The sequence below is a fragment of the Accumulibacter sp. genome (assembly GCF_029255125.1).
Classification (GTDB): domain Bacteria; phylum Pseudomonadota; class Gammaproteobacteria; order Burkholderiales; family Rhodocyclaceae; genus Accumulibacter.
In genome coordinates this window covers 40,449-63,758 of sequence record NZ_JAPUVR010000085.1, presented here as the reverse complement: position 1 = coordinate 63,758, position 23,310 = coordinate 40,449, and the positions used below count along the sequence as shown (strand labels likewise).

Annotated in this window: 20 protein-coding genes; 9 read left to right on the top strand and 11 right to left on the bottom strand. The window is 63.9% G+C overall.

All coding sequences use genetic code 11. The features are described from left to right. The first annotated feature begins 19 nt into the window (after positions 1 to 19). The 3 genes from glgC to Q1L59_RS05890 are packed head-to-tail and all read left to right on the top strand — an operon-like array spanning position 20 to position 4,034. Positions 20 to 1,288 carry a glucose-1-phosphate adenylyltransferase gene (gene glgC, locus Q1L59_RS05900; RefSeq protein WP_300329400.1) on the top strand — a complete coding sequence of 423 codons (1,269 nt, stop codon included), beginning with the start codon at positions 20 to 22 and terminating at the stop codon, positions 1,286 to 1,288. Positions 1,289 to 1,307: 19 nt separating this feature from the next. Beyond that, a complete protein-coding gene (glgA, locus tag Q1L59_RS05895; protein ID WP_300329398.1) occupies positions 1,308 to 2,750 on the top strand; it encodes a glycogen synthase GlgA in 1,443 nt (480 codons plus the stop codon). A gap of 33 nt (positions 2,751 to 2,783) precedes the next feature. Further along, positions 2,784 to 4,034: a DUF1015 family protein gene (locus tag Q1L59_RS05890; protein ID WP_300329884.1), complete on the top strand. Its 1,251-nt coding sequence runs from the start codon at positions 2,784 to 2,786 to the stop codon at positions 4,032 to 4,034. 120 nt (positions 4,035 to 4,154) lie between these two features. Here the strand turns inward: Q1L59_RS05890 and selD are convergent, their stop codons facing one another. The 5 genes from selD to hemN all read right to left on the bottom strand — a co-directional run bounded on the left by selD (position 4,155) and on the right by hemN (position 10,058). Continuing rightward, positions 4,155 to 5,267 (bottom strand): selenide, water dikinase SelD, encoded by a 1,113-nt coding sequence (gene selD, locus Q1L59_RS05885; RefSeq protein WP_300329396.1) that lies wholly within the window; start codon positions 5,265 to 5,267, stop codon positions 4,155 to 4,157. A 75-nt stretch (positions 5,268 to 5,342) separates the two neighbouring features. Continuing rightward, entirely contained in the window at positions 5,343 to 5,549 is a 207-nt protein-coding gene (locus tag Q1L59_RS05880) for a heavy-metal-associated domain-containing protein (RefSeq protein ID WP_300329394.1), read from the bottom strand. A 111-nt stretch (positions 5,550 to 5,660) separates the two neighbouring features. Beyond that, positions 5,661 to 7,910 carry a heavy metal translocating P-type ATPase gene (locus tag Q1L59_RS05875; RefSeq protein WP_300329392.1) on the bottom strand — a complete coding sequence of 750 codons (2,250 nt, stop codon included), beginning with the start codon at positions 7,908 to 7,910 and terminating at the stop codon, positions 5,661 to 5,663. Positions 7,911 to 7,912: 2 nt separating this feature from the next. Next, a complete protein-coding gene (locus tag Q1L59_RS05870) occupies positions 7,913 to 8,584 on the bottom strand; it encodes a sulfite exporter TauE/SafE family protein (RefSeq protein WP_300329882.1) in 672 nt (223 codons plus the stop codon). A gap of 76 nt (positions 8,585 to 8,660) precedes the next feature. After that, the gene (gene hemN / locus Q1L59_RS05865; protein ID WP_300329390.1) at positions 8,661 to 10,058 is read right to left on the bottom strand and encodes an oxygen-independent coproporphyrinogen III oxidase; all 1,398 of its coding nucleotides are present in this window, start codon (positions 10,056 to 10,058) and stop codon (positions 8,661 to 8,663) included. 96 nt (positions 10,059 to 10,154) lie between these two features. Between hemN and fnr the strand changes: the two genes are divergently transcribed. Next, entirely contained in the window at positions 10,155 to 10,901 is a 747-nt protein-coding gene (gene fnr / locus Q1L59_RS05860) for a fumarate/nitrate reduction transcriptional regulator Fnr (protein WP_300329388.1), read from the top strand. A gap of 62 nt (positions 10,902 to 10,963) precedes the next feature. On the opposite strand, the gene Q1L59_RS05855 is transcribed toward fnr, so the two are convergent. The 4 genes from Q1L59_RS05855 to Q1L59_RS05840 are packed head-to-tail and all read right to left on the bottom strand — an operon-like array spanning position 10,964 to position 13,401. Then, positions 10,964 to 11,356, bottom strand: a complete 393-nt coding sequence (locus Q1L59_RS05855) for a SirB2 family protein (RefSeq protein ID WP_300329385.1) — start codon at positions 11,354 to 11,356, stop codon at positions 10,964 to 10,966. 34 nt (positions 11,357 to 11,390) lie between these two features. Continuing rightward, entirely contained in the window at positions 11,391 to 12,707 is a 1,317-nt protein-coding gene (locus tag Q1L59_RS05850; protein ID WP_300329382.1) for a hypothetical protein, read from the bottom strand. Continuing rightward, a complete protein-coding gene (locus Q1L59_RS05845; protein WP_300329380.1) occupies positions 12,707 to 12,943 on the bottom strand; it encodes a DUF2249 domain-containing protein in 237 nt (78 codons plus the stop codon). Before Q1L59_RS05845 ends, Q1L59_RS05850 begins: the two co-directional genes overlap by 1 nt. Next, the gene (locus Q1L59_RS05840) at positions 12,940 to 13,401 is read right to left on the bottom strand and encodes a hemerythrin domain-containing protein (RefSeq protein ID WP_300329377.1); all 462 of its coding nucleotides are present in this window, start codon (positions 13,399 to 13,401) and stop codon (positions 12,940 to 12,942) included. The genes Q1L59_RS05845 and Q1L59_RS05840 overlap by 4 nt, the downstream gene beginning before the upstream one ends. Before the next feature lie 522 nt (positions 13,402 to 13,923). Here Q1L59_RS05840 and Q1L59_RS05835 point away from each other — a divergent pair. Genes Q1L59_RS05835 through Q1L59_RS05825 form a run of 3 tightly spaced genes read left to right on the top strand, consistent with a single transcriptional unit; the run spans position 13,924 to position 19,078 of the window. Next, a complete protein-coding gene (locus Q1L59_RS05835; protein ID WP_300329375.1) occupies positions 13,924 to 15,681 on the top strand; it encodes a caspase family protein in 1,758 nt (585 codons plus the stop codon). 55 nt (positions 15,682 to 15,736) lie between these two features. Then, positions 15,737 to 17,656 carry an ATP-binding cassette domain-containing protein gene (locus Q1L59_RS05830; protein WP_300329372.1) on the top strand — a complete coding sequence of 640 codons (1,920 nt, stop codon included), beginning with the start codon at positions 15,737 to 15,739 and terminating at the stop codon, positions 17,654 to 17,656. 36 nt (positions 17,657 to 17,692) lie between these two features. Continuing rightward, on the top strand, positions 17,693 to 19,078 hold the full coding sequence (locus tag Q1L59_RS05825; protein WP_300329370.1) for an NYN domain-containing protein: 1,386 nt from the start codon (positions 17,693 to 17,695) through the stop codon (positions 19,076 to 19,078). A 180-nt stretch (positions 19,079 to 19,258) separates the two neighbouring features. Here the strand turns inward: Q1L59_RS05825 and Q1L59_RS05820 are convergent, their stop codons facing one another. Both Q1L59_RS05820 and Q1L59_RS05815 read right to left on the bottom strand, forming a co-directional pair. Next, positions 19,259 to 19,564: a hypothetical protein gene (locus Q1L59_RS05820; RefSeq protein ID WP_300329367.1), complete on the bottom strand. Its 306-nt coding sequence runs from the start codon at positions 19,562 to 19,564 to the stop codon at positions 19,259 to 19,261. Next, complete coding sequence (locus tag Q1L59_RS05815) at positions 19,548 to 19,802, bottom strand: hypothetical protein (RefSeq protein WP_300329364.1); 255 nt, start codon at positions 19,800 to 19,802, stop codon at positions 19,548 to 19,550. Before Q1L59_RS05815 ends, Q1L59_RS05820 begins: the two co-directional genes overlap by 17 nt. Positions 19,803 to 20,288: 486 nt before the next feature. On the opposite strand from Q1L59_RS05815, the gene Q1L59_RS05810 reads away from it, so the two are divergent. Both Q1L59_RS05810 and Q1L59_RS05805 read left to right on the top strand, forming a co-directional pair. Further along, complete coding sequence (locus Q1L59_RS05810; protein ID WP_300329361.1) at positions 20,289 to 21,713, top strand: AAA family ATPase; 1,425 nt, start codon at positions 20,289 to 20,291, stop codon at positions 21,711 to 21,713. Next, positions 21,710 to 23,011 (top strand): hypothetical protein, encoded by a 1,302-nt coding sequence (locus Q1L59_RS05805; protein ID WP_300329358.1) that lies wholly within the window; start codon positions 21,710 to 21,712, stop codon positions 23,009 to 23,011. Before Q1L59_RS05810 ends, Q1L59_RS05805 begins: the two co-directional genes overlap by 4 nt. Positions 23,012 to 23,310: the final 299 nt, after the last annotated feature.

Below are 23,310 nucleotides of genomic sequence, written 5' to 3'. Positions count from 1 at the left end.
CTCATAAGGGGATACGAAGATGGTTGACAAGAAGACTTTTCAATTACCGAAGCGGGCAATTGCGCTCGTTCTCGCGGGTGGGCGCGGTAGCCGCCTGCACGAACTGACCGATCGCCGCGCCAAGCCGGCAGTCCATTTCGGTGGCAAGTTCAGGATCATCGATTTCGCGCTGTCGAACTGCGTCAACTCGCAGTTTCGACGCATCGGGGTCGTCACGCAGTACAAGTCGCATAGTCTGTTGCGCCACTTGCAGCGCGGTTGGAACTTCCTGCATGGCGAGGTCAACGAGTTTGTCGATCTGCTGCCCGCCCAGCAGCGCGTCGACGAGGAATCCTGGTACCGCGGCACGGCCGACGCCGTGTACCAGAACATCGACATCCTGGAGACCTACCGTCCGGCGCCCGAGTTCGTCGTTATTCTGGCCGGCGATCATGTCTACAAGATGAACTATGCCCTGATGCTGGTCGACCATGTCGAGAGTGGCGCCGAGTGCACGATTGCCTGCATCGAAGTGCCGCGCAAGGAGGCAACGGGGTTCGGCGTCATGGCCGTGGATGAGAGCGGGCTGATCACCGACTTCGTTGAAAAGCCTGCCGATCCGCCGGGAATGCCGGGCAACCCCGAGATGTCGATGTGCAGCATGGGCGTTTATGTGTTCAATGCCAAGTATCTCTATGCCGAGCTGGCGCGTGACATCGTCGATCAGAACTCCAGCCACGATTTCGGTAAGGACATCATTCCGCGTGCGGTGGCCAACCGTGTTGCGGTCGCCCATCCGTTCTCGCGCAGTTGCGTCGTTGCTCCCGACGAAGAGTTCAAAGGGCACTATTGGCGTGATGTCGGGACGATCGACGCCTATTGGGACGCCAACGTCGACCTGACGGCGACGGTGCCAGCGCTCAATCTGTACGATCGAAACTGGCCCGTGTGGACGTATCAGCAGCAACTACCGCCCGCCAAGTTCGTGCATAACCATCTCGACCGGCGAGGAAATGCCATCGAGTCGTCGGTCTCGAGCGGGTCGATCGTTTCCGGCGAAGTGAATCGCTCGCTGCTCTTCTCGAGTTGTCGCGTCCATTCCTACGCGCGGGTCAATCTGTCGGTTCTCCTTCCCGATACGACGATCGGTAGCCGTGCCCGCCTGACGCGCTGCGTCGTCGACAGCGACTGCGAGATTCCGGCGAACATGGTGATTGGCGAGGACCCGGAAGACGATGCGCGTCGTTTCCGGCGCACTGAAGGGGGGGTGACGCTGGTTACCCGGAAGATGCTCGAGCGTCTGGTCTGATCGGGAAGGAACCGGGAACTTGCGCGTCCTTCATCTGGCTGCTGAAATCTATCCCCTGGTCAAGACCGGCGGTTTGGCGGATGTCGTCGCCGCGCTGCCGGCGGCGTTGGCAGCACGCGGGCTCGATACCCGCGTGCTGGTGCCCGGCATGCCAGGCATCCTGAGCGGAGTCGTCGGACTCAAGCGCGTCGTGCGCATCGGTCCGGCTTTTGGCGCCGCAATCATTACCTTACGCCTGGGGCGGCTGCCCGATAGCGGCGTGCCAGTCTATGTGATCGACGCACCGTTTCTCTATCGGCGTGATGGCAGCCCCTACCTTGGGCCGGACGGTCGCGACTGGAACGACAATCACCGGCGGTTCGCTCTGCTCGGGTGGATTGCCGCGCACCTGGCTTCCGGCGAACTTGACCGCAACTGGCGACCCGATGTCGTGCACGCGCATGACTGGCATGCTGGACTGGCGCCCGCCTACATCGCGCAGAATCCGGCGCTGAACACGGCTACGGTGTTTACGATTCATAACCTTGCCTTCCGCGGCCTGTTCCCGCTGGATCACCACAACGACCTTGGCCTGCTCATTTCCGGGGCCGACCAGAGCGCTCTCGAGTTCCATGGCCAACTCTCGTTCATGAAAGCTGCGCTGGTGCACGCCAAGCGGGTCAATGCGGTCAGTCCGACCTATGCGCAGGAGATCTGCCTGCCGGAGTTCGGCTGGGGACTTGATGGGCTGCTGCGCGATCGCGGGAGCGATCTCTCGGGCATCCTGAACGGAGTCGATTACCTGGTCTGGAATCCGCAAACCGACCCTGCTCTGGCGAAAAACTACGACCACGACGACCTGCGCGGCAAAGATGCGTGCAAAGCGAAGTTGCAGTCCGAACTGGGTTTCGCTCGTCGCGCCAAGGCGCCGCTATTTGCCGTGGTCAGTCGGCTGACCGCGCAGAAGGGGATGGATCTCATTCTCGGCGCCTTGCCGGCCATCCTCGCCGAAGGTGGACAACTCGTCGTCATCGGCAGCGGCGAGGCAGAGATCGAGGCGGCCTATCGCGCTGCCGCTGCCGAGTACCCGGAGAACGTCTCGGTTCATCTGGGGTATGACGATGCGTTCTCGCATCGTATCATGGCGGGCGCCGATGTCCTGCTGGTTCCCTCTCGTTTCGAGCCTTGCGGATTGACCCAACTCTACGCCTTGCGCTACGGTACGCTACCGCTCGTACGGCGTGTCGGCGGACTGGCCGATACGGTGATCGACGCGACGCCCGAGAGCCTGCAGGCGGGAACGGCGAACGGATTCGTTTTTGTCGACGCGAACAGCCGCGCCCTCGCCGCGCGCATTGCTGACGCCTGTGCCCTCTACCGAGATGGCACGGCTTGGCGCTTGGTGCAAAACAGGGGCATGCTGCAGGACTACTCGTGGGCTGATTCTGCCGTGCGCTACGAGGCTTTGTACCGCAGCATCTGAAGTCGACATCACTCGCAGGAGAATGGCTTGTCCTTGGATTCACCCCTGATTCGACCCTTTGCCGGTCTACGGCCACGTCGTTCGGACGCAGCCGCTGTCGCGGCGCCTCCCTACGATGTTCTCTCGAGCGACGAGGCGCGCCAAGCAGCAATTGGCAAGCCTTTGTCGTTCCTGCACGTATCAAAAGCCGAGATCGACCTGCCGCGCGCGGTCGATCACTACGCACCCGAGGTATACGCCAAGTCGGCCGAGAATTTCCAGCGCATGATCCAGCTTGGCGTTCTGCAGCGTGACCAGCGCCCGAGCTACTATGCCTATCGCATGATCATGGACGAGCACGTGCAGACCGGTCTGGTGGCTGCCGCATCGGTTGCTGCCTACGAGAGCAACCGCATCCGGAAGCACGAGTACACCCGTCCCGACAAGGAAGACGACCGCGTTCGCCAGATCGAGGCGCTCAACGCGCAAACCGGGCCGGTTCTTCTCGCCCATACGGACGATGCGCAGGCCGAAGCACTGCTCGCGCAGGCGACGGCTGGCCTGCCAGACACGGATGTGCTGACCGACGCTGGTGTCCGCCACCTGCTTTGGTGCATTGACGACGACCGCACGATCGCGCAATTGAGCCAGGTATACAACCGGATGCCGACGCTTTACATTGCCGATGGTCACCATCGATCAGCGGCTGCGGCGCGCGTCGCGGCCGCACGGCGTCCACCTGCGACGACCGCAGCAACGACCGGGGGCAGCGCCGAGTTCTTTCTCTCGGTGATCTTTCCTGCCCGCCAGATGCGAATCCTGGATTACAACCGGGTTGTGCGTGACCTGAACGGCTACAGCGAGGCGGAATTCCTGGCGGCTGTGGCGCGCTGCTGCAGCGTCCAGCCGTGTACCGAACCCTGCCGCCCGGATCGGCCGACCGTCTGTGGCATGTACCTGAATGGGCGCTGGTATCGACTGGAGTTTCCAGCCGCGTGGCTTGCGTCCGCCGATCCCGTCCATTCGCTCGATGTCTCGTTGCTGGCCGAGAACATACTAGGCCCGGTGCTTGGCATTGGCGATCTGCGTCGCGACACACGCATCGACTTTGTCGGGGGAGGGCGCGGCCTGGCGGAACTGGAGCGACGGGTCGACAGCGCCGAGATGGCCGTTGCCTTCGCCATGTGCCCAACGCCGATGGCGGCGTTGATGCGCGTCGCCGACGCTGGCCAGGTGATGCCGCCGAAGTCGACGTGGTTCGACCCCAAGCTGGCCGATGGTCTGGTGTCGCACGTTCTCGATTGAAGTCTTGCCCTGCAATGGCACCAGCGAAGCTGCGCACGCGATGCGTTTCTGCGCCAGGCCGGATCGCCGGGTCGGTTTGTCGACCGCGGCCGACAGCAAGGGTCGAGTCTCTGCGCTAGCTTAGTCCGTCTTGCTCTTGATCACCGCGATATGGGGTTTGCCATCGGCGACCTCGCCAATGACCACGGCATGATCGAAGCCTTCCTGCAGGAAAACCGCCAGAACCTCGGTGACGACCTCGGGTGCGCAGGCGAGCAGCAAGCCGCCGCTGGTCTGCGGGTCGGTGAGCAGAGCGCGTTCCGTGTCGCTGAAGTTCTTCCTCGGGAGTTCGACGTAGTCGCTGCAGCCTGCCCAGTTGCGGCCCGAGGCGCCGGTCAGGCAACCGGCATCGGCGTATTCGAGAACGTTCGGGAGAAAGTGCAGCGCGCTGTAATCGATCACCGCCGCGACGTTGGACGCTTTACAGATTTCGCTCAGATGGCCGAGCAGACCGAAGCCGGTGACATCGGTCATCGCGTGCACCCCGGCAAGGCAGGCCAGTGCGCGTCCCGGTGTGTTGATCTGGGTCGCTGAACTGACCATGGCCGAGTACGCGGCCGGCGTCAACAGACCCTTCTTCAGGGCGGCGCTATAGACGCCGATACCCAGTCGCTTGCCGAGAATCAGCTTGTCGCCGGGGCGCGCACCCGCGTTCCGTTTGACATTGTCGGGATGGACCAGCCCGATGGCGACCAGACCGTAGATCGGCTCGACTGAATCGATGGTATGTCCGCCGGCAATCGGAATGCGCGCCTGGGCGCAGATCGATTCGCCGCCGTCGAGGATGCGCCTGATCGTTTCGAGCGGCAGCGTATTAACCGGCATGCCGACGATGGCAAGTGCCAGAAGCGGCAGACCACCCATCGCATAGACGTCGGACAGGGCGTTGGCGGCTGCGATGCAACCAAAATCGAACGGATCGTCGACGATGGGCATGAAGAAATCGGTTGTCGCCACCAGCGCCTGCTCGGCGTTGAGTTGATAGACCGCCGCGTCGTCGCTCGTTTCGAGGCCAACCAGAAGTTGTTTGGGAACGATCGCCGGCGAGGTCTTTTTCAGGATCTGTTCGAGTACCGCCGGCGCGATCTTGCAGCCGCAACCGCCGCCGTGGGAAAACTCGGTCAACCTGAGCGGTTGAGGTGCAGCATCAGGTGTTGCGGGAAGCTCGGTGGTCTTTGGCTTTTTTCTCGGCATGGTCTTATCGGTCCGCACCGCCGTCGCGATCTCGGCGTAGGAAAGGTGAGGGGGATTTGCGTGGACGAAACCCGCTCAGTCGGTTTCAAACCCGGCGTCGTCGATGACTGCGGCAAGGCGCTCCAGGCTGACCAACTGCGGGTCATAAACCACGCGGGCGCTGGCATCGGTCAGCGACACTTCGACCTGGCTGACGCCAACAAGAGCGGCCAGGAGCTGCGTAAGGTTCCTGACACAGCCCTGGCAACTCATTCCGCGCACGGTAAGGACAGCTTCTTCCATTGCATCTCGGCTTTCGAGGGTCGTCATCATTGCGCACGACGAGAGGTCACAAAGTCAAGGTCAACGTCAAGGGTCTGCGCTGCTATCGACCACCGGCTGCGCGCCAGGTGATCACCCCGGCTGAGCGCGACTACGATGCCAGCGTCTGAGCAACAGCGAGTTGGCGACAACGGAGACCGAACTCAGCGCCATTGCCGCTCCTGCCAGCACCGGATTCAGGTAGCCGAAGGCTGCCAGCGGCACGCCGAGCACGTTGTACACAAAAGCGCAGAACAGATTCTGCCTGATTTTTCTCGATGTCGCACGCGAAAGCGAGATGGCCTCGATGATTGCTGTCAGATCATTGCGCAGCAAGGTCAGGTCGGCCGCCTCGATCGCTGCGTCCGAACCGGCACCGATGGCAAAACCAACGTCGGCGGCAGCCAGCGCCGGGGCATCGTTCAGACCGTCGCCCACCATGCCGACCATCGTCTGGCCTTCCTTCAGCGTGCGCACCGCGGCCGCTTTCTCGCCAGGAAGAATGCCCGCGCGATAGTCGTCGATTCCCGCTTGCCGGGCAATCGCCGCAGCGGTCGCCAGATGGTCACCGGTCAGCATGACGATGCGAATCCCCATCGCCTGCAAGCGCTCAACGGCGCTGCGCGAGCTCTTGCGCAAGGGGTCGGCAATCGCCAGCAGGGCAAGCGCCTGTCCAGCTTGCCTCGGGCGTGGCTGCTCCGGGGTCAGGCTCTCGGCTTCTGCGCAGAGCACGACCACCGTCTTGCCTTCGTGCTGCAGGGTCTCGATCAGTTCGGCCGGACACGCCGCGCGATCGACAGCCGTCGCGGCACCCAGGCTGAGCCGGCGTCCGGCGACGCAGCCGGTGACGCCCCAACCGGGGATCGCGTGAAACCAGTCGAGCGCTGGCAGGCTCAAGCCCCGCGCCTGCGCCTGGCGCAGGATGGCGCGCGCGAGTGGGTGTTCGGACGCCTGTTCGAGGCTGGCGGCCAGGCGTAGCGCCTCGTCGGCGGTGGCTGCCAGAGCGACCACGTCGGTCAGCGTCGGCTCACCCTGGGTCAGCGTGCCCGTCTTGTCGACGGCGAGGACGCTGATCTGGCCGGCGCGTTCGAGCGCATCGGCGTTCCTTACCAGGATGCCTGCGGCAGCGCCCTGGCCGGTCGCGACGACGATCGCCGTCGGCGTTGCCAGGCCGAGCGCGCACGGACAAGCGATAACCAGCACCGCGACGGCATTGACCAGCGCGGTGCTGAAGACGCCGCTGATCGACCACCAGGCGAGCAGCGTGAGCAAGGCGATCACACAGATGATCGGCACGAAGACCGCCGAAATGCGGTCGGCGAGTTGCTGCACCGCGGCTTTCGACGCTTGCGCCTGGCCAACGAGGCGAATGATTCCGGCGAGTAGCGTTTGTTCGCCGACGCCCGTCGCCCGGCAGCGCAGCATTCCCTGGGCATTGATCGTGGCCGCGAAAACGCGCTCGCCGGCGTGCTTGGCGACCGGCATGCTCTCGCCGGTGAGCATCGCCTCATTGACCGTCGATACGCCATCGACGACTTCGCCGTCAACCGGCAGGCTCTCGCCCGGTCGCACGATGAAGATATCCCCGGGAATCAACAGCGCGGCGTCGATTTCGAACAGTTCTCCGTTGCGTTCGACACGCGCGGTTCTTGGTTGCAGACGAACGAGCTGTTCGATTGCCTCGCTCGTGCGCGCGCGCGCGCGCGCTTCGAGCTGCTTGCCGAGCAGGACGAGCGTGATGACGGCTGCCGAGGCTTCGAAATAGACGTGCAGGTGGGCGAGGCTGGCTAGCGTCACGACGGCACTGAAGAGATAAGCCATCGATGTGCCGAGAGCGACGAGCACATCCATGTTCGCCGCGCCTGAGCGCAGTGCGTTGGCGGCGCCACGATAGAAGCGCCAGCCGATCCAGAACTGCACCGGTGTCGCCAGTGCCAGTTGCAGCCAGCGCGGCAGGAGTTCGTCGTGCATCGACGTCGACGGGTCGAGCATGTGCAGCATCGGCGCAACCAGCGGCAAGGTCAGTCCGATCGCAAAGTAGAGCTGCCGCAGGTCGGCGCGGCGTATTTCGGCCTTCCTTGCCTGTTCTTCGGCGACCGTCGTCGTCACGCGTGGGCGCGCCACGAAGCCCGCGCGGCTGATCGTTGCCAGCAGAAGCTCGAGTCCGGCGAGCTGTGGGACGTAGCGGATATTGGCGCGCTCAGTCGCCAGATTGACGACAGCTTCGACCCCCGGCAAACGGTTGAGCTGCTTCTCGATACGCGCCGAACAAGCAGCGCAGGTCATGCCTTCGATCAGCAGCTCGACCGTCTGGGTTGCATCGCCGAGTTCCCCGGGTGCCATCGTCAGGCGCCGAGCAGACGGCGGGTGGTGGTAAAGAGGCCCCAGACGCCGAAGCAAAGGATGAGCACCGCGCTCAGCCAACGCACCGCCGGCAGCCGGGTGTACGCTTGCAGCCGATTGGCGAGCAGGCCTGCGAGAAGCAGGTTGGGCAGCGTACCGATGCCGAAAGCGAGCATCAAGCCGCTGCCGTGCAGCGCAGAGCCGCTCGTCAGCGCATTGGCCAGCGCCGAATAGACCAGTCCGCAGGGGAGCCAGCCCCAGAGCAGGCCGAGGGGAAACGCCTGTGTGGCGCTGCGCGCGGGCAGAAATCTGCGCCCAATCGGTTGCAGGTGACGCCAGAGGTTCTGTCCGAGCCGCTCGGGCCAGGCCAATGCCGAGCCGACACCCATCAGGTAGAAGGCAAGAGCGACCAGCATCAGATTGGCCAGCAGGGACAGGATGAGACGAATCGGTAGCTGCCCCGACAGGGCGATGCTGGCTTCGCCGAGTGCCCCGGCAAGCGCGCCGGCGACACAATATGAAGACACTCGTCCGGCGTTGTACGCCAGGTGCAGAGTGATCGATGATGGTCCGCCGAAGGACAGCGCGCCGACGATTCCGCCGCACATGCCGGCGCAGTGTGTCCCGCCGAGCAGGCCGATCAGCAGCAGGGCAAGGTAAGTGGTTTGCGGCATCAGCGTGGGCGATGCATCGTCGAACACGAAGAGCAGCGATTCTACTCTCTTCCGTCGGCTCGCCGCCGAAGTCGCCTCAAATCACTTTCGAGTAACGCGTGCGCTGCCGATCGGCGCGCAGATAGCGATCAAACACCATCGAAATGGCGCGCACCAGCATGCGTCCGCGCGGCAGGACGCTGATCCACTTATCGTCGATGCGGACCAGGCCGGCCGCCACGAGTTCCTGCAGATCGTCCAGTTCGGTTGCGAAGTACTTGGCGAAATCGATCAGGTGCGCGATCTCGATCGACTCGATAGACAATTCGAAGTGGCACATCAGCGACTGGATGATCGAGCGACGCAGGAGATCGTCCGCATTCAGCTCGATCCCACGATAGACCGGCAAGCTTGCGCTGTCGAGCAGGTCGTAGTACTCGTCGAGCGTCTTGACGTTCTGGCTGTAGGTCGGACCCACCTTGCTGATCGACGAAATGCCGAAGGCCAGCAGGTCGCAGTCGGAGTGCGTTGAATAGCCCTGAAAGTTGCGGTGCAAACGGCCCTGGCGTTGGGCGATTGCCAGCTCGTCATCGGGTTTGGCGAAGTGGTCCATGCCGATGTAGACGTAGCCGGCTTCAGTCATACGCGCGATGGCCAGCGCGAGAATCTGCAGTCGCGCGTCGGGGCTCGGCATGTCGGCTTCGAGTATCCTTCGCTGCGGCTTGAAGAGGCTGGGCAGGTGCGCATAGTTGTAGATCGACACGCGATCGGGGTCAGCCGCAATGATCCGTTCGAGCGTTCGCCCAAAGCCGTGCAGCGTCTGCTTGGGCAGGCCATAGATGAGGTCGATGCTGATCGACTTGAAACGGTTGGCGCGCGCTGCGTCGATCACGGCGAGCGTTTCCTCCTCGCTTTGCACGCGGTTGACCGCCTGTTGCACGGCCGCGTCGAAGTCCTGCACGCCGATGCTCATTCGGTTGAAGCCGAGCTCTCCGAGCAGTTCGACGGTCGCCCGGTCGACCTTGCGCGGATCAACCTCGATCGAGTACTCGCCGCCCTCGATCAGTTTGAAATGGCGGTGTGTAGCCGCCATCAACTGGCGCATTTCGCCGTGCGAAAGAAACGTTGGCGTGCCGCCGCCCCAGTGCAATTGAGCGACTTCGTGGTCGCCACCTTCGAGGAAGCTGCTCTGCAGGGCAAGCTCCTTGGCCAGATAGCGCAGATACTTGGCCGAGCGCCCATGATCCTTCGTGATGATCTTGTTGCAGGCGCAGTAGTAGCAGATGGTGTTGCAGAACGGGATGTGGAAGTACAATGAGAGCTGGCGGCTGATGCCGCCGATGTTGCGTTTGCCTAGCCAAAGCTTGTACGCGTCTGCGCCGAACGCCTCGACGAAGCGGTCGGCTGTCGGGTACGACGTGTAGCGCGGGCCATTGACGTCGAAGCGACGAATGATCTCGGGATCAAACAGAAGGTTTCCAGCGCTGGAGTTCATGGTCCCATGACACAATTGGCCGGCTGAATTATCCGGCGGTGTCGGTCGAACAGGGTTGACGTGGATCAAACGTGGGGTTGAGTGAGAAGGGGTCGGATGCCTACCAATGTCGCGGCGGCCAGGCTGGTTTTAGAAGGAGTGAAAGCGGCCTGCTCCAACTGCAATTTGCGCGAGCTTTGTTTGCCGATTGGCATCGAACCTGCGGATCTCAGGAAGCTTGACGAGTTGGTGTCCACCCGCCGCCGTATGAAGCGCGGCGACTACCTTTACCGCGCTGGCCAGGGATTCGAATCCATCTACGCAATCCGCAGCGGCTTCTTCAAGACCGATGTGCTGATCGAAGATGGGCGCGACCAGGTCACCGGTTTCCAGATGACGGGCGAGTTGCTCGGCCTGGACGGGATCAGCAGCGAGGTTCACACCTGTAACGCGATTGCGCTGGAAGATAGCGAGGTTTGCGCAATACCGTTTTCGCAGCTTGAGGGGCTGTCGCGCCAGATCCATACCCTGCAGCACCATTTTCACAAGGTGATGAGTCGCGAAATCGTTCGTGACCACGGCGTGATGATGTTGCTTGGGACGATGCGCGCCGAAGAAAGGCTGGCTGCGTTTCTGCTCAACCTGTCGCAAAGGTTCAAGGCGCGCGGCTATTCGCCAGCCGAGTTCAACCTGCGCATGTCGCGCGACGAGATTGGGAGCTACCTGGGCTTGAAGCTGGAGACGGTGAGCCGGGCATTTTCCCGTTTTCAGGAAGAGGGACTGCTCTCCGTTCACCAAAGAAAAGTTCGCATTCTGAACACCGCCGGGCTGCGCCGGTTGATGACCCACCAGCGCAGCGACTAGCGCCCATCGACCCGCGCGCGCTTGGCAGCCTGGCCTGCTCGCGACGCTCTTCTTATACGGTCTCAGGTTAGCCAGACAAGCGCGCCGAGCGCACTGCGAGTGAGTGCGACGGACACGATGTAAGCCAAGGCGACGAGCGCTGCGAGCAGGAAGGCAGCGCGCTGGCGCCTGGTGCGCGCGCGTTTCAGGGCCATCGTGCCGCAGCCGATATAGACCAGGAGGCCGGTCAGCTTGGCAGTCAACCAGTTGCTGGTCCACGGCCATTGTGCGCTGCTGACGACCATCGCGATGGCGCTGGCGAGAAGGATCGTGTCGACGATGTGTGGCACGACGCGCGCTGCCCGTCGCTGCAGCAGCGTTGATTCGCTCAGCATCCACACGCCGCGCAGAAGAAAACCTGCCGCGCTGAGGACTACGCAAGCGACGTGCAGTTGCTTCAGGAACAGGTAGCTCATTGGCCGCGAGGCCTGTCGCCGGGGCAGTCTGGCGTCATCGCTGGGCGGCAGGTGTTCCGCGGGTGGCGTCGATGGCCTGTCGGTGCCGGCGGTAAAAGCGAACTGCGAGCACGAGGTTGCGCAACAGCCAGGCATTGGCTACGACCAGCGCAAGCCCGGCCGGATAGGCAAACCCCGGCGGCCAGACCGCCGCCGCCAAAAGGAGTAGTAGCGAAACGAAATGGGCCAGCGTTTGCCGCTCGATATGGACCAGCGGGATCACCTTGTTCATGTTTGGCGCCAGCACGCGACCGGCACCATGGTTCTGCAGATGGAGCCAGACGAGGAAGGGCGCGATCTTGTACAGCATGCCGACGATTGCCGTCATGAAACCACCGCCGAGAACCAGGACGCCCGACACCAGCGCCCAGCGGTTGTCGTCGCCGAACTGCGCGCTGCTGTTGGCCAGCAGCCAGAGAATAGCGGCAGCCAGCGTGCTCAGCATCGCGACGCGCCAACAATGCTGAGTCGCGTCGAGACGCGGTCGCTTGCTCAGACGCTGGAGGCGCAGCGTCAGACCAGCAAAGGCGCCGGCGGCAGCCAGCAGCAGTCCGGCCGAAAGCAGCGACACGTTTGCCCAGTCATTGAGCTCGACCAGGGTCCACAGCGCGAGCAGCCCGACAACCGTTGGCGGAAAAGCCTGCGCGAAACGCTCGTGGTAGGGCGGCGTCAACTGGAACATGGGGACAACGACGAAAGCGACCGCACTGAGCAGAACAAGGCTCCAGCCAAGCAAGCCCCAGGCGAGATGAACCGCGGTGAGCGACAGGAAAGGCAGTTGGTTCGAGCCTTCACCGGTCAGCGCGTACACCAGCAGCAGGCCGAGGATGGTCGTTACGCCCAGCCCGCTCAAGGCCAGTTTGATCCCGCGGATCGTCGGGCTGGTCGTCGGCACCGCATACAGCGCGTGCGTGGCCGCTGTGAGGAAGATGAGCAAGCCTCCGGCGAGCAAGGTCGCAGCCGCGAGCAGGGCGACCGTGTGCTGCACGAGCAAGCCGCCAGCAAGCAGGCAGGCGCCACACAGCAGGCTCGCGTGTACCAGGCGGGCAACGAGTAGCGGCCGTAGCATATTCGCCCCGGCGACCACCGGCAGGATTTGCAGCAAGGCGCCGAGCATCGCCTGCAGCATGAAGCCGACAGTGATCAAATGGGTGACGGCGAGGACAGCCGGTGTCCAACGCGAAGCGAGTGCCGCTGGCCCGCTCGCCAAGAGCAGCACGCCGGCGAGAACACCGAACACGGGTGCGGTCAGGAAGAAGCGGAAAGGTGCGGCGAAAGGCGGTGCCTGATCAAACGAGAGCAGTGCCTGCATCACTGCGTTCGATGAGTGATCAGAACGGCAACCGAGCCGTCCGGGCGGAACTCCGTCTGCCAGCAGAAGCCGTTGATTTCGAGCGCTCGGTAGAGTGGAAAAGGTTCGCGCGGCAGCAGGACGAGCAAGCTTTTCGTTCTTTCCAGTTGATCGAGCGCTTCCATCGTCCGGACAAAAGGTTCCGGCGGCTCGTAACCGCGGACGTCGAGTACCGCATCGGCATCCGCGCGGCTCATTCCGCTCCCTGCCCCGGCTGCTCGATGGACTGCTTGAGCTGTTGCACAATCGCTTCGAGTTGATCGGCCAACTGCTCGTCGCACATCGGGTAGAGCACGTTCTCCTCCTTGACGTTGTGTTGCTGCATCATGATCAGCAGCGTTTCCGCGTTTCCCGCGTACTCTTCGCCATCGTGCGCGGCCAGGGCAGACTCGGCAGCGGCGAGCAACTGGCGCATTTGCGCGTGTTCGAGGCGCATGACTTGCGTCGGCCCCAGATGGATTCCGGTACGCTGCTCGAAGAGCGGAAAAAGGAACGACTCTTCTGCCGAAAAATGCACCAACATCGCTTCGCGAAAGCGGGCGAAGGCGTCCAGGGCGGTGCCCCAGGCGCTATTGGCGGCTGCCCGCTCGGCGGCGGCGAGCAGATCATCGCAGGAGCGGTGATGCCGCGCCATGACGTCTCTAATCCCTTGCATGAAAAACCTCGTCGAAAGAAGCTGCTGATTGGTGAGCGCGGCAGCGCAAGCTTATCCGGGCCAGCCCAAAGCTGGCCAAGGCATCGTTGGCCTGGGTCGACTGGGCACGCGTCGACAGGCGACCAGCGAACCCGTGCGCGGCGCTTGCGGTGTTCCACTTACCCGGATCGAATGATGCCCGTGAACGCGCCAATGGTCGAGAGGACATTATGCCGCAAGGCTGGCCACCACCGCCAGACGGACCACCGGCGACGGAAGGGTCGCATTGAGCGATAATCCGGGTGCACGCGGATGCCAGCACACCGTCTGTGCAATGCCGGATTCGGGTACGTGTCGGCGAGTTGCCGCCACTGATCGACGCCCTGCCTGTCTGGCACTGGCCTGATTTCAGGAGATATCTCGATGGATGTGATGTTGCCGCGCATGAGTTGCAGGCTTCGACCACGCGGCTGGCCGCTTGTTGCACTGCTGTACTGCGCTGCCGTTCTGTCGGCGTGCACAAGCAATCAGGCAAAAATCTCGATGCTGCAGGCGCCGAAGATTGGCGATGCCGCGCGCTATAAGTCGATTGCCGTCGCTTGCTTCGCCGGCGTACAGGGCGATGTGCTCGCCAACGAGCTGGAAGCCGCTCTGGTCAATGCCCGAGTACAGGACGAGCCCGTCTACCGATTGGTTGCCCGGAGCGGCGAGCTGCGCCACCCTGGTGGCGACTTGCGCAGCTTGGCGCCGGCGGCCAAGTCGCTGAAGGCAGATGCCATCCTCGCCGGCGAAGTTCTTCACGCGCGTTTTCAGGACGACCGGCGCCAGGAGAAGGAATACGTCTGCGGCCAGTCGGGGAATCCGAAGAAGTTTGTTTCGAAATGCATTTCGGGTCATTACGCAATGAAGACCTGCATCGACCGCACGGCAAACCTGCAAGTCCAGGTTCGCCTGGTCGACGCGCAGACGGCCAAGCAGGTGTACGCGGAGAGCATCAGCCGCAGCCGCAAGGACTCGGCTTGCCAGGGCGCTCCGCAGGACGGGACGGCGATGCTTGGCGAATTGCAGGAGGAAGTCGTCGACCAGATCAAGCGCAAGATCGTTCCGCACGACAAGGTGGTGAGCCTGGAGCGGATGGACGCCGGCGACGACCTGCCGGATGGCGGTGCCGGCCAGCGCTTTGCAGGTGCTATCCGGTTTGCTCGCGAAGGTCGCATGGATCGTGCCTGCGCGATGTTCGCCGAGATTCACGAAAGCGACAAACGGTCGGTGGCGCTCAACGACAACCTGGGCGTCTGTGAGGAAGCGGCTGGCGCGTTCTGGCAGGCGGACGAATACTGCCGGATCGCCGATCGTCTGAGTAGCGCGCCAAACAAGCTGCTGACCGCCGCGCTCGAGCGGAACGCCGGCAATCTGAAGAAGGCCGGGAACCTCGCACGCCATCGATCGGAGCTGCTGCCCGGCGGCACCAGTGAGACTGCGGCGGCACGTCCGTTGGCGACGCCGATTCCTGGCAAGAAACCGTCGGGGAACACGTCGGCAAGCGGTAAGCTTGCAGCGACGGCGCTTGCACCAATGGCGCCCAAGGTGAGCGCAGACATGTTGATGCTTGGCCGGCGAACGGCTCTGGTGATCGGCAACGCGTCCTATCGGCAGGGTGCGCTGCTCAATCTGGTCAACGACGCACGTGCGATCGCCGCCGAGTTGCGCCGGTTGCAGTTCCAGGTCATCCAGGTTGAAGATGCGAGCTTCAGCAAGATGGGTCTGGCGATCGAGGAATTCGGTCGCGCCATCAAGGAGGGTGGGGTGGCATTCGTTTTCTACGCTGGGCACGGGATGCAGGTCAAGGGCGAGAATTTCCTGATCCCGGTCGACGCCGACCTGAAGAGCGAAGGCGATGTCCCCTGCAAGACCATCGCTCCTGGGCAGATACTGAGCAAGCTCGAGGACGCCGGATCACGCGTCAATCTCGTCGTTCTCGATGCTTGCCGGGACAACCCGTTTGCCCGTTCATGGCGGTCGACGCGCGGCGGTCTGGCATCGGTCGACGCGCCGGCGGGAACGCTGATGGCTTTTGCGACCGCGCCGGGCAAGACGGCGGCGGATGGTAGCGGTGCCAATGGCCTGTACACCAGTCACTTGCTGAGGGAAATGGGCGTGCCGAATCAGAAGATCGAGGATGCGCTGAAAAACGCGCGCAAGGCGGTCGCCAAAGCGTCCAACAGCGAACAGATTCCCTGGGAGTCGTCGTCCCTGACCGGCGACTTCTACTTCAAAGTGGCCGTTGACCAACGGAATTAGCCGTTCGGGCGCGCCGCAGCCAGGCGCAGGCACTCCCTCTGAAGAAGACAAAGCCATGCCGCATCTCATCCTGTCCAATGCCTCGCTCGCTTTCGGCGACATTCCTCTGCTCGATCACGCTGAGTTCCAGCTTGACGCCGGCGAGCGGGTCGCCTTGATCGGGCGCAATGGAACCGGCAAGTCGTCGCTGCTCGCTGCCTTGGCCGGCAACGGTGGTCTGGATGAGGGCGAGGTCTGGCGGCAACCGGGTTTGCGCCTGGGCTACGTACCGCAGGAGCCGCCGTTCGAAGCCCACCTGACCGTCTTCGAGGCAGTTGTCGCCGGCATGGGCGAACTGTCGGCGCTGCTCGGCGAATACCATGCGGTGTCGCACGCACTGGGTGAGGCGGGGAGCGATCAGGCGGCTCTGCTTGACCGCATGCAGGCCTTGCAGAGTGCGCTCGAAGCGCGCCACGCGTGGTCGTTCGAAGCGCAGGCTGAGAAGGCCATTCAGCGCTTGTCCTTGGACCCCGAGGCACTCGTCGGAACCTTGTCGGGAGGGCAGAAGAAGCGCTTGGCGCTGGCCCAGGCGCTGGCCATTTCGCCGGAGGTGCTGCTCCTCGACGAACCGACCAATCATCTCGATTTTGCTGCCATCGAGTGGCTGGAGGACATGCTGCTGGCTTCCGGCGTGACGCTCCTGTTCATTACCCACGACCGACGTTTCCTCGAGCGGCTGGCGACGCGAATCGTCGAACTCGATCGCGGCGCCCTGGTCTCCTTCCCCGGCAGCTTTACCGAGTATCAGGCACGCAAGCACGCGATGCTGCACGATGAAGCACTGAGCAATGCTCGTTTCGACAAGTTCCTTGCCCAGGAGGAGGTCTGGATCAGGCAGGGAATCAAGGCGCGCCGAACGCGCAACGAGGGACGCGTCCTGCGCCTCGAGCGCTTGCGGCGCGAGCGCGCCGCGCGCCGCGAGCGTCAGGGCAAGGTCGACCTGGCGCTCGACGCCGGCGAGCGCAGTGGGAAGTTGGTAGCGGCGCTCGATGGCGTCAGCAAGTCGTTCGGCGACAGGGTGATCGTGCGCGACTTCTCGTGCCGCCTGCAGCGCGGCGACAAGGTTGGCATCATCGGTCCCAATGGCGCCGGCAAGACGACGCTCTTGCGCCTGATTCTTGGCGAACTGCCGCCCGATCAGGGAGTCGTGCACCTCGGCACGAAGGTCCAGGTCGCCTACTTTGACCAGTTTCGCGCTGCCCTTGACGAGAATGCGGCCTTGGTCGAGGTCATTTCGCCCGGTGGCGACTACGTCGACATTGGCGGCCGGAAGAAGCATGTCATCAGTTACCTGGGCGACTTCCTCTTCCCGCCGCAGCGGGCGCGCGCGCCGGTCAGCTCGCTCTCCGGCGGCGAACGCAATCGTCTGCTGCTCGCCCGCTTGTTTGCCCGGCCGGCAAACGTCCTCGTGCTCGACGAACCGACCAACGACCTGGACATCGACACGCTGGAGTTGTTGGAGGAACTCCTGCAGGATTACAGCGGAACGCTGTTCCTGGTCAGCCATGATCGCGCCTTTCTCGACGATGTGGTGACGCAAACCATTGCGCCACAAGGCGACGGCAGGTGGCGTGAGTACGCTGGCGGCTATCAGGAGTGGGCCGATCACCAGACCGAGCTACGTCGCCAGGAAGCCCAGACTGCCTCGGCGGTCGGCAGGCGCGACGCCGCGCCAAGTGCGGCTGCTGCTGCGGCGAGCCGGCAGAAAGCGGTGCCGGCCGGCAGGCTGTCGTGGAAGGAAGCGCGCGAACTTGCCGAGTTGCCGGGCAAGATAGCGGCGCTTGAAGCCGAGCAGCGAGCGATCGGCGAAAAACTTGCCGACCCGTTGTTTTACCGCTCGCAGGGGTCCGAAGTGCAGCGCCTGTCGGATCGCCTGAACGAAATCGATGACCAACTGCTGGCTTTGCTCGAACGCTGGGAAGCGCTCGAAGCCTAGCCCGGAGGACACAAACACAAATGGAGAGAAGAGATCATGGCCGTCGCGCCCGAAACTGCCATCATGGCGCTTTACTGCGATTTCGAGAACGTGGCGCTTGGCGTACGCGACGCCAAGTACGACAAGTTCGACATCAAGCCCGTCCTCGAGCGGCTGCTGCTCAAAGGCAGTATCGTCGTCAAGAAGGCGTATTGTGATTGGGAGCGGTACAAGGGCTTCAAGTCAACGATGCACGAGGCGAGTTTCGAGCTGATCGAAATCCCGCATCTGCGCCAGTCGGGCAAGAACTCGGCCGACATCCGGCTCGTGGTCGACGCGCTTGACCTGTGCTACACCAAGGCGCACGTCGACACCTTCGTCATCATCAGCGGCGATTCGGACTTCTCGCCGCTGGTTTCCAAGCTGCGCGAGAATGCCAAGTACGTCATCGGCGTCGGCGTCAAGCAATCGACTTCCGACCTGCTGATCGGAAACTGCGATGAGTTCATCTTCTACGACGACCTGGTTCGCGAAAGCCAGCGTGCAGCCCGGCGCGACTCCAAGGAAGCGCAACCTGTCGTCAAGCGCAGCCCGGAAGAGGATGCGCAACGTAAGGCCGAACTCGAAGCACGCCGAAGCAAGGCGATCGAGCTGGCGGTGGCGACGCTTGACGCACTGGTTGCCGAACGCGGCGACAGCAGCAAGATCTGGGCCTCGATGCTCAAGGAAGCGGTCAAACGACGCAAGCCCGATTTCAGCGAGTCGTACTACGGATTTCGTGCCTTCGGCAATCTGCTCGAGGAAGCGCAGGCGCGCGGGTTGCTGGAAATTGGCCGTGACGAAAAGTCCGGAACCTACGTGATCCGCAACAATACAGTGACCGTAGTGGCGGAGGCGCCGACCGGCGAGCCGGCTGGCGAAGCGCTGCCGGCAGTGGGCGTGCCGTCCGCTGACATATCGACCAGCGAAGAGCCGCCGGATGCCGCCGGCGGACTTGCCGAGCGTAGCGAGTCAAGTGCGGCGAGCGAGGGAGAAGGCAAGGCGCGCAGCGCGCGCAAGACTGCCGACAAGGGCGTCAAGCGCGCGCGTGGCGGGCGCGCGAGCAAGGGCGCAACGCCAGCCGATGAGAAGCCGCCGGTTGCTGCTTCTGCCGACGAGACGAGCGCGTACGAACAGCCGCGGCCGAGCGAAGCCGCCGCGCCCGAACCGGGGCCAGCGCCGATGACCAGCATGGCCCCCGTTGATGCTGCATACGCCGCTGCAGAGGCGGTCGGCGGAGCGGCCGGCGAAGGGTCTGCCGACGTAGTGGGTGAAGCACCGCCGGGCGAACAGGCGGCTGGCTCGGCGGAGGTCGGCGCGGCCGAGCGTGCCGAGCCCGTGCGCAAAGCGCCGGCGCGCAGCCGGCGGCCGCGCAAGCCGAAGGTCGTCGAGGGGGGCAGCTAAGGCGATTTCTTGCGAGTCGTCATCCCGGGCAGGCCGGTCGAATCAGGATGTCCCACTTAGCCAGGAGCGGGTTTCTTTGCAGGCGGGACTCGACAGCGTGCATGGCGTCCTTGGCTGCGATGATTCATTTTTCGTAGACGATGCGGTTCGCTTCGACGACGGGATGAACGTTTTTTCAGGTCATGCGCCTGGCCCACTGAGATCCACCGGATTCCATTTGCTGTAGCACGGCGGACGGTCGAGGAGGCGGATGAACTTGTCGATGTGGTCGGCGAACTCGACCAAGCGTTTGAGGAATTGCGTGCGTCGGGCATGGCTCTCCGCTCCGTCATCGGCCTGGCACTGGAGGTGCGTGGCGCGAGCACGCGCTTCGGAGGCTGGACGCTCCCACCACGCGCCGAGACTGTCGACGATCAAATCGCTGGTCTTCGTCGAGCTTGCAAAGGGCAGATGGAGGAACGCACTGTCTTCATTGATGACACCCAATGGAGTGTGTTTCTCCTCGCATCCCATGTCGTCGTCGGCTGCGGCTGTCGCCCCGCGTCTTGTCGCCGCGCGAGTCGTCGCCAATATCCACGGTCACCTTGCAGTCCATGCCCAAGCGCATTTCCGCTTCATTTTGGCAATCGCGATCACGTTTGCGCGCGTCCCGCCGAATCAACTCATCCAGCGTCAGATCCCCTTTGTTTGCATTGCTGCTCGTCTTGCTCGTGTCCTCTGGCATGGTGTTTCTCCGCTGGGGTGACTTCGCGTATCGACAACCCGATTTCATCAGAGGTACGCCACCCGATCAACTCGCGCTCGCGCCTCCATACAACCGAGATCCATCAGAGCTCGGACTGACGAAACGACTTCGCCATGGCCATCTACTCCGAATACGACACGGCGCCCATTTACGCCGCCGCGAAACTCTTTTGTGAGCGCTGCCTCATCGCGGACGGATCTCTGCTCGGCGACGGGCCTCTTTGGACGCCGGAGAATCTGAGGCGCCTGCACGACGCGTTTGTGAAGGATCCGGACGAGGGCGACAGGTCGTTCACGGACAAGTTCAGGGACCAGATCGCCAAGGCGGGGGAGCCCTCCGTCGCGCGCCTCGCCGCCGAGGTGGTCGCTGTCCATTTCCTTTTCCCCTCTAACGTTGGCCGCGACCGGAAGAGCGCCCTCGTCGCCGAGATTCTCGCCTGGGGGGGCTACGCTTCCCGAAGGAAACGTGCTCGAGCCTGCCTTTCTGCGGGGAATCGGCAGTGGCGGTCAGGGCTACAACGCCCGCCGGTTCTTGGAGATTGCTTTCCTGATCGAGTTCGCCCTCGAGTGGAAACAGCGGCCCCTCGCAAGCAGGGTCTCGGCACTGGCCGACCCGTGGGCGTTCATGGCCGCCGTGGACGCGGTCGAGGGGGCCGAGACAAGGCAGCTTCGGCACATGCTTGTTCACCTGACGCACCCCGAATCCTTCGAGCGCATCGCCAGCAGGGAGCACAAGCGTCGCGTTGCCGCAGCGTTCTCGTCCCTGCTCGGAGGCAACGCCCCGGACGACGTCGACCGCTGCCTGCTCGCCGTCAGGCAGGTACTGGAGCAGCTTCTCGGGCGCAAGAACTTCGACTTCTACTGGCCCCCGCTGGTGGATGTCTGGAACGACCAGGGCGACGCTGGCGACGCCGGCATTCCGCTGGACGCCCTCCGGCACAAGCGGCAGATCGTCCTGTACGGTCCGCCGGGAACCGGGAAGACCTATCGCGCCAAGAGCATCGCTGAACGGCTGATTCGCCCCGCGCTGCTCGCCGCAATGGAGCCCCACGACTACTTCGGACGGCAGGCAGAGGTCGCCGACGGTATCCAACGCAGGACCCACCGTCTGCAGTTGCATCCCGCCTACGGCTACGAGGATTTCATCCGCGGGCTGCATATCGACGGGAGAGGCGGGACGGAATACCGCCCCGGCTATCTTCCCAGGCTCGTCGCGGAGATGGGGAGGGACGACCCGTCGATACCCCATGTCCTCATCCTCGACGAGATGAACCGCGCCGACCTGAGCCGCACGCTTGGTGAAGCGTTCTCGCTGCTGGAGGACCGCGGGCAGAACATCGAACTGCCCGGGGCCGGTGCCGACGGGCGGACGACGACCCTCGGCATTCCCGAGAATCTCTACGTCATCGGCACGATGAACCTCATCGATCAGTCCGTGGAGCAGATGGACTTCGCCCTCCGCCGCCGCTTCCTTTGGGTGCGTTGCTCATGCGATCGCGTAGCCCTCGTGTCCGCCTCGAAGGCGCGCTGGGAGCGGGCGGGAGGACGGATCGCGTGGGAGCGCGTGGCGTCCGACTTCGAGCGCCTGGCGATGGCCGCAGAGGCACTCAACCGAGAGATCGCGGACAGTCCTCTTCTGGGGTCTCAATACGAGATCGGGCACGCCTACCTGCTCGACGCCGTCTCCTTCCTGCGCGAGGACATGGGTCCCGCTCCGCGGACCTTCCTTTGGGCGAACGACCGCGCTAAACGCCCGGTGGAGCAGACCTGGGAACTTTCCCTCAGACCCCTCCTTGAGGAATACCTGGCGGGACTGGACGCCCGCAGCCGGAAATCGGAACTCGCCAAGCTTCAGGCCGTTTTCCTTCGCCCGCCGGTGGTGAGCGATTGACGCTCTCGGTCAGGGACTGCTCGCCGTTCGCTCCGGCTCCGTCGGCGGCCGACGCGGCATGGCTGTCGCGGCTCGCCTTGGCCTCCCGGGGAGGGGATTTGGTTCTCCGGCTTGAGCAAGGCCGAGAGGACGAGCCGGTCGTCAGGTGCGACGAGTTCGGCTCTTGGTGGGCAGGCAGGTACGTCGGCAGCCTCACCTTCGAGGGGCGGCGGCTGGACATCCTCCCCAGGTTTGGCGAGGAGACCCTGCGTGTGTGGATCGCCGGGGCCTTCAACCTGGCTCTCGTGGACACGCCAGGCCGTCTTGGCGGCGACGACTCCTTTGTCGCCCGCCTCCTTGCAGCGGTCTGCTCGCGCGCCTTCGTCGCAGCGGCGCGGCACGGCGCTCCCGCGCTTCGCGCCGACGTGAGGGAGGGCGGGCTGACCGTACGCGGACGGATCGACGTTCCTGCGACCGTCAGGCTCAGGGCGTTCCAGGTGCCGGGTGTGGCCTCGGTCAGGCGGGAAAAGTCCCTCGACCACGCCGTTACGGCCGCCATCGTGGCGGCGTGGGCGGAGCTCTCGCAAGCGGTTGGCCACGGCGGTTGGCTGCCGGATCGGCTGGGGGAAATCGTCCCGCACATGGTGGCCGCCGTGGGGGTACGTCCGCGGGTTCCGACGCGGGAGGAGATAGACCGCGTGCGGCTGACGCCCATCACGGCCGGATTCAGGCCGCTGGCCGAACTCTCCGCCAGAATCGCGGCCCGGCGGGGCCTCTCGCCGCGTTCGTCGGACGACGGCGAATGCAAGGGGGTTCTGCTCGACGTGGCAGAACTTTCGGAACTGTACGTCCTTGGCGCCATCCGGCGGGCCTGGCCGGACGCCGACGTTCTGCACGGGGCGAGGGAGGCGGGAGAGTCCCGCCCGCTTCTGCGCAACGCCTCCGGGCATGGGCTCGGAACGATGAAGCCCGACGCCGTGATCCGAGAGGGCGAGCGGGTGCTGCTGGTGGCCGACGCAAAATACAAGACACTCCAACCCGCTGTCCGGGTCGCCGTGCCGCAAAGGGAGGATCTCTACCAAATGGCCGCCTACCTCGGCCGCTGGGGCGCCGCCGGCATCCTGCTCTACCCGGAGGATCCTGCAGCGCCGGGGACGCCCCCGGCGGAAGCGGGAAGCCCGTGGGTGCTGGCGGACGGAACGGCCGTGGCTTTCGCCGCGCTCCCTGCCGGTGTCGATGCCGCCGCGGCCAAACTGCGGGGAATTGTCCGGCTCACCTCCCGATCAAGCTTGAACGGCCGGCTGGCGGCCTGTGGATGAATCAATGAAAAGCGCGCTGTTCGTCGAGTTCGACAACGTCTATGCCGGTCTCAGGCAACTCGACCACGCCTACGCTGACCGTTTCGCCCACCGTCCCGCGCAATGGATGGAGTGATTGATCGGCCCGCTCGGCCTCCCGGAGTATTCGTCGAAGGAGGCACGGCAGCGCGTGCTGGTGCGTCGCTGCTACCTCAACCCCCAGGCGAATCGGTGTTTCCGCCCCTCCTTCAACCTGGCCGGCTTCGAGGTCGTGGACCGCCAGGACGACTTCGTCAGGAACGCCCTCGGATTCGACGACG

Bases quoted from the DNA above. Each gene is read 5' to 3' on its own strand.
- glgC (WP_300329400.1), top strand. From the start codon at position 20: ATGGTTGACAAGAAGACTTTTCAATTACCGAAGCGGGCAATTGCGCTC.
- selD (WP_300329396.1), bottom strand. From the start codon at position 5,267: ATGCCGAGAAAAAAGCCAAAGACCACCGAGCTTCCCGCAACACCTGAT.
- Q1L59_RS05880 (WP_300329394.1), bottom strand. From the start codon at position 5,549: ATGGAAGAAGCTGTCCTTACCGTGCGCGGAATGAGTTGCCAGGGCTGT.
- Q1L59_RS05875 (WP_300329392.1), bottom strand. From the start codon at position 7,910: ATGGCACCCGGGGAACTCGGCGATGCAACCCAGACGGTCGAGCTGCTG.
- Q1L59_RS05870 (WP_300329882.1), bottom strand. From the start codon at position 8,584: ATGCCGCAAACCACTTACCTTGCCCTGCTGCTGATCGGCCTGCTCGGC.
- hemN (WP_300329390.1), bottom strand. From the start codon at position 10,058: ATGAACTCCAGCGCTGGAAACCTTCTGTTTGATCCCGAGATCATTCGT.
- fnr (WP_300329388.1), top strand. From the start codon at position 10,155: ATGCCTACCAATGTCGCGGCGGCCAGGCTGGTTTTAGAAGGAGTGAAA.
- Q1L59_RS05855 (WP_300329385.1), bottom strand. From the start codon at position 11,356: ATGAGCTACCTGTTCCTGAAGCAACTGCACGTCGCTTGCGTAGTCCTC.
- Q1L59_RS05850 (WP_300329382.1), bottom strand. From the start codon at position 12,707: ATGCAGGCACTGCTCTCGTTTGATCAGGCACCGCCTTTCGCCGCACCT.
- Q1L59_RS05845 (WP_300329380.1), bottom strand. From the start codon at position 12,943: ATGAGCCGCGCGGATGCCGATGCGGTACTCGACGTCCGCGGTTACGAG.
- Q1L59_RS05840 (WP_300329377.1), bottom strand. From the start codon at position 13,401: ATGCAAGGGATTAGAGACGTCATGGCGCGGCATCACCGCTCCTGCGAT.
- Q1L59_RS05835 (WP_300329375.1), top strand. From the start codon at position 13,924: ATGCTGCAGGCGCCGAAGATTGGCGATGCCGCGCGCTATAAGTCGATT.
- Q1L59_RS05830 (WP_300329372.1), top strand. From the start codon at position 15,737: ATGCCGCATCTCATCCTGTCCAATGCCTCGCTCGCTTTCGGCGACATT.
- Q1L59_RS05825 (WP_300329370.1), top strand. From the start codon at position 17,693: ATGGCCGTCGCGCCCGAAACTGCCATCATGGCGCTTTACTGCGATTTC.
- Q1L59_RS05815 (WP_300329364.1), bottom strand. From the start codon at position 19,802: ATGCCAGAGGACACGAGCAAGACGAGCAGCAATGCAAACAAAGGGGAT.